At 68.5% G+C, this 426-nt stretch carries 1 pseudogene; it reads left to right on the top strand.

The features are described from left to right. Positions 1 to 115: 115 nt before the first annotated feature. Positions 116 to 426, top strand: a pseudogene (locus QN345_RS19835) (hypothetical protein); the annotation flags it as partial.

Genomic DNA, 426 nt, shown 5'->3' with positions numbered 1-426 from the left:
AGGGTGCGGAGAATCTCACGGGCGGATGCGCGGGTATCGGTCCGGGTGTCGGTCATCGTCCCAGCTTCGCAGGTGCCGCTGACAGTTCTGCCGGGACGCTCGGTAGGCTCGCAACGTGAAGGTCACCCAGGAACTCGAATCCCGCATGCACCCCGACGCGATCGCCGGCTTCCGGCTCATGCTCGCCGAGGCCCGCGTGAGGGACACGATTCTGCTGCCCGAGCGGGCGATGCAGCGGATGGTGGGACACGTGCAATGGATCCTGCGCCGGGTGGGTGCCGACGGCATCCGCCTCACCGATGCCGGCTACCTGCCGCCGGTCGATGTGCTCGCGGCGACGACGGAGCTCGACTGGGGCTGGCCCGTGACGGTCAACCGTGAGGTGCACATGCTTCCGTTGCAGGAGCTGCGTGACCACCTCCGCCG

The organism is Cryobacterium sp. 10I1, from assembly GCF_035019805.1.
Taxonomy (GTDB): domain Bacteria; phylum Actinomycetota; class Actinomycetes; order Actinomycetales; family Microbacteriaceae; genus Cryobacterium; species Cryobacterium glucosi.
Note: the sequence above shows the minus strand (reverse complement) of the source record. Positions and strands in the feature narration are given on the sequence as shown.